Genomic DNA, 4661 nt, shown 5'->3' on the forward strand with positions numbered 1-4661 from the left:
AGCTGAAGTAACGCCGGAAGGTCCGCCTGAAAGACACAGGAGGACCTTTTTCTAACTCTTCGCATTATGGCGCGCCTGTACTGGCCGTCCGTCGTATCGGAATCGCGCTCCGCGCGATGCTGTGTTGCTGGCGGCCTTCGGCCGCGACGCTCCCCCCCCCCACCCGGCTCCGCCGGGAGCCCCCTCAGCCGAGGGGGCCTGCAAGGCGTGTTATAGGATTTGGCTTCAAGACCGTAGAACCACACGATGCTGGCCTGCAAACGGACAGCCTTCGGCTGACTGTGTTTGTTGGCTCGCTGCCGCTCGCTCCTCACCCATAAACACCTCTGATGCTGGCGGTGGCCTCGGCCCCATCGGATAGGCCGAGCCGTGAAGAAAACAGTCCAGTGGACTGTTTTTAGGCGAGGAGCGAGCGATAGCGAGCCAGCAATAACGCTCGCGAAGCGAGTCCATAATTGCAGGACGCTGGCACGCGAAGCGTGACTGAGGGAGCGTCGCGGCGCAGCCGCCAACAACACAGCATCGCGCAAAGCGCGATTCCAATACAACCGGCGCCACCACCAACAAAAGAGTGGGAGCCCCCACAAGGAAAACTCCCACTCAATGGTCATTGACGGTCAGTAGCACGCTACTTCAGGCTCTGCCAGGCAACGCCCTCCTGACGCCAACCAGCGGCACCGACCTTGTCGTACTCGACCTTGCTGGTCGTGTACACATGCTCACCACTGTTCGGGTTGTATAGACGATACACATCCACACCGGCAGTGGCATCCACATACCAGGCGACGCCCTCGTCCTTCCAGCCGAGCTTGACGAGCTGGTTGTGCTCCGTCTTGTTCATCGTCCAGTTGTGATTGCCGTCGTTCGGGTTGTACTCGCGATACACCGGCTTGAGATCCTTGTTCGACGCGTCAGCCTTCACGGCCTTGAACGACGTGCCCTCGTCACGCCAGCCAAGCTTGACCAGAGCGTCACGCTCGGCCTTGCTTGTCGTGTAGTGATGCAGACCGGAGTTGCGGTTGTACACGCGATACACCGGCACCGCAGTCACCGACGGCTCGGACGGTTGCTCAGGCTCGCTCGGCTCAGACGGCTCGGACGGTTGGCTCGGCTGATCAGGATTCGACGGCTCACTCTTCGCCTTCACCGTCACCGCGCGAGTGACAGTAGCCGTATTACCGGCCTTGTCGGAAACCGTGTAGGTCAGCGTATAGGTACCAGCCTTCACCGTATCAACCGTGCCCTCGACCTTAATGCTCTTCGTCAGATCACCATCGGTCTCATCCTTCGCGGTCACACCAGACAACGGGTCAAACTTGGCATTCTGATCGATCGTCACGTCCGCGGCACCCGCGATGACCGGCTTGGTCGTATCCGGCTTCGGCTCACTCTTCGCCTTCACTGTCACCACACGAGTCACCGTGGCCGTGTTGCCGGCCTTGTCCGCAACCGTGTAGGTCAGCTTGTACTCGCCCGGCTTGGCGGTGTCGACCGTGCCCTCGACCTTGATGCCCTTGGTCAGATCACCATCGGTCTCATCCTTCGCGGTCACACCAGACAACGGGTCAAACTTGGCATTCTGATCGATCGTCACGTCCGCGGCACCCGCGATGACCGGCTTGGTCGTATCCGGCGTCGGCTTCGGATTCTCCTTCGGCTCGACGGTCAGACTGTTCCACTTCATGCCACCCTGATACGTGACCGCAAGGTAATAGTCGGCAGGAGTCACGTTCTCGGGAACCTTCACCGTCACAGTGCCTTGAGCGGACACCGTGGCCTTATCCGCCAACGTGACACGACCCGAACCATCCGAGACGCCCTTGCGCTGTAAGTACACGCCAACCGTCGCACCCGGCCACAAACCGGACACCGCATCACCATCAGCGGCAGAGAACACGGCGGCCGTGCGAACCTTGTTCCGCGAACTGGCGTCAGGGCACGCGACCGTGATCTCAACCTTCACGCCCGGACGCAACGGATCATTGGGCACGATGCACGAGGACCAATTCTCCTGCGTGAACCCGCTATCCTTGGCGGGAACCACGTTCACCACACGAGACCAACGCACCTTATGACCGACCTTGTCGGACACCGTGTAGTTCAACTCGTACAAGCCCGGCTTCGTCGTATCCACCTTACCGGTGATCGAGAGGCTCTTGGTCAGATCGCCATCGGTCTCATCCGACGCAGTCACACCGGCGGTCGGATCAAACGACGCGGCATTCAAGCTCACCGACGCGTCATCAGCACCCTTAATCACCGGAGCCTTCACGTCAGTCAACGTGAACGAATCCCACAGGACCTTCGACGGATCAGACAACGGAACCACCACAACACGATTCTCACCAACACGGAAACCACCATCGTTATAGACAGGACCAGTGTCGGCCACGCCATTCTGATCAACAAAAACCGTCTCCGGATCCCGGTATACGTTGTTGACCGACCAAGCGTAAAACGCCACTTGCGTGTTGGCATACGCTTTACCCGGATGCAGAATGAAAGACATCCGGAGGTTGCTACCATCCGCTGCAGGTTTGATCGTGGTTTCTACCAGACCTTCCACCTTATTCGCCGCAGTCAACTTGCTCTCAGGCACCGACGGCACCACCACTTCCACCGTCCGGCGGGCGGTCGCAACATACCCCTGCGCGTCGGTCACACGATAGTCAACCGTATACTTGCCCAGCTTGGACGTATCAACGGTACCGGATACTTCTATCTTCGAGGTAATGTCGTTGCCCGCAGCATCCGTCGCAGTAATATCCGGATAACCTTTAATACCACTCTTTAATGGGTCAAACTGGGAACCCAACTCAACCCTATAATTATTAGAGCCCACCCAATTGAATTTCGGCGATTGCGGGACATTCACCTTCGCATCAGCAGGCTTACGCAAATCAATAATCGCAACGCTATCAGGATCATTGCTCCAGTCTTGAGAAGAAATACGTAGCGAGGTAACCAACCGGTTTTTGAACGCATTGTCGAGAAGATCGTCAAGAGCCCGCTCATTGCCAGCAGCCTTCTCCTTCAGCGTGAACGTCGTCTCACCGGACGCGGGAATACGCAACGGAACCAACGACACCATACTGTTCCGATCACACGACGTAGCCGAACACGCCATCACATACAACGAGCCCCTGAAATACCGCTGATCAGAAAGATTCTTCCAATTCGACAGATACGCACGCAAACTCAGATTCTTCACCTCATCAGCAGTCTCCGCCGTATACGACAACGCAACCGGATAGTCCGAGAATATCGAACGCCACTGCGCATACAATTTGCCACCCGCGGGATACTTCACCGCACCATCCGCAGTCTTCGGCAAACCACCAGTCAGATATCCTTTCCACTGATAGTTCACCCTATTTTCCACGAAGTCGTACCAGTCACCGGTACCGTCAGCCTTCGAATTCCAGCCATAAAAATACCGACCCTGACCATTAACCGTCCCCCAGGCTGGAATCAGATTCTCATCCCGTGACTGCAGGTCCGGCGTCCAGTCATCCCCATTGCGCGTGCCCTTGACCACCGCATTCGCGTCCAAGCCGTCCGGCGTGTGACCATCCCAATTCCAGTCAAGCGCGACGTCACCAGACGACTCGCCGGCGGCATACGCGGGAGAGGCCACGAGCGCGCCCGTCAGCAGCATCGCCAACGCGCACACGAATCCGACCACCCTCCCCAGTATTCCGGTATGAAGATAACGCACTCCCATGAGCGCCTCCCTAATCCCTCTAGAAACCCTAGAAATCCTTCGCAAGACACGTCACCACAGGCCCGCGCCTTACGAAACAACGCTAATGAGGGGGGGGGGGGACTCATTACCTAGTCCAAGCTGAGGATTGCGAACATTGCAGCGTAATACGAAAAAACGACGGCAACGCGCCGCTTCCACACTCGTCGGATTCCATACATGGTCGGTATAAACACTCGTCGAATTTCAAGAACGACTTAAACAGGCACTCGTCACAATTCGCGAGGCAAGACCGGCAGAATTGTCCTCAAAATGTCTCACGGGCTAGATTTCCTCAGCGCAAAACAGGCTAGAAATGGCGGAATTGCAAGGAAAATAAAGAGAGCGAATGACGGGAGTCGAACCCGCCTCTACAGCTTGGGAAGCTGTCGTTCTACCGATGAACTACATTCGCAGGTGGCGCTTTTGGCGCACGAGTGGACAGTATACCAGACCTCCTACGTTCCGGAAGCTGACTGTCCATAAACGACTCTCCGCCGCGACTTCGCATCAACTTCGCACTTACTTAACAGAGCTTCGTATCAACTTAACAGCTTTGCGAAGTTGCTGTTAAGTTATGTTAAGATGATACGAAGTTACCGCATCATCCAATAGATGAGGGCACTCGCTGGAACGCTAAGCGCAGAGCGATTGTGCATCGTTTCACGGCTCTTCGCATTTTGGCGTGTATGAGTTGTGCGGTCCGAGGTATCGGAATTGCGCTGTTGCGCGATGCTGTGCTGTCGGCGGCAGCGGTAGCTGCCGCCAAGGCAAGTGTTCAACGTTTGTGACGCTGGCGGTAGCCTCGGCCCCCTCGGCTGAGGGGGCTGTCGACCGAAGGTCGACTGGGGGAGCGTCGCGGCACGCCAGTGCCACCAACAAACACAGCATCGCGCGCAGCGCGATACCAATACCAAAA

At 57.1% G+C, this 4661-nt stretch carries 1 protein-coding gene and 1 tRNA gene; both read right to left on the reverse strand.

Translation table 11 applies throughout. The annotated features are described in order from the left end of the window. Positions 1-628 precede the first annotated feature (628 nt). On the reverse strand, positions 629-3724 hold the full coding sequence (locus KIH79_RS12525; RefSeq protein WP_219059679.1) for an immunoglobulin-like domain-containing protein: 3096 nt from the start codon (positions 3722-3724) through the stop codon (positions 629-631). A 362-nt stretch (positions 3725-4086) separates the two neighbouring features. Then, positions 4087-4157: transfer RNA gene (locus KIH79_RS12530), tRNA-Gly, on the reverse strand. Between the last annotated feature and the right edge of the window lie 504 nt (positions 4158-4661).

Origin of the sequence: Bifidobacterium miconis (genome assembly GCF_019331735.1) — a bacterium.
Lineage (GTDB): Bacteria > Actinomycetota > Actinomycetes > Actinomycetales > Bifidobacteriaceae > Bifidobacterium > Bifidobacterium miconis.

Bases quoted from the DNA above. Each gene is read 5' to 3' on its own strand.
- KIH79_RS12525 (WP_219059679.1), bottom strand. From the start codon at position 3,724: ATGGGAGTGCGTTATCTTCATACCGGAATACTGGGGAGGGTGGTCGGA.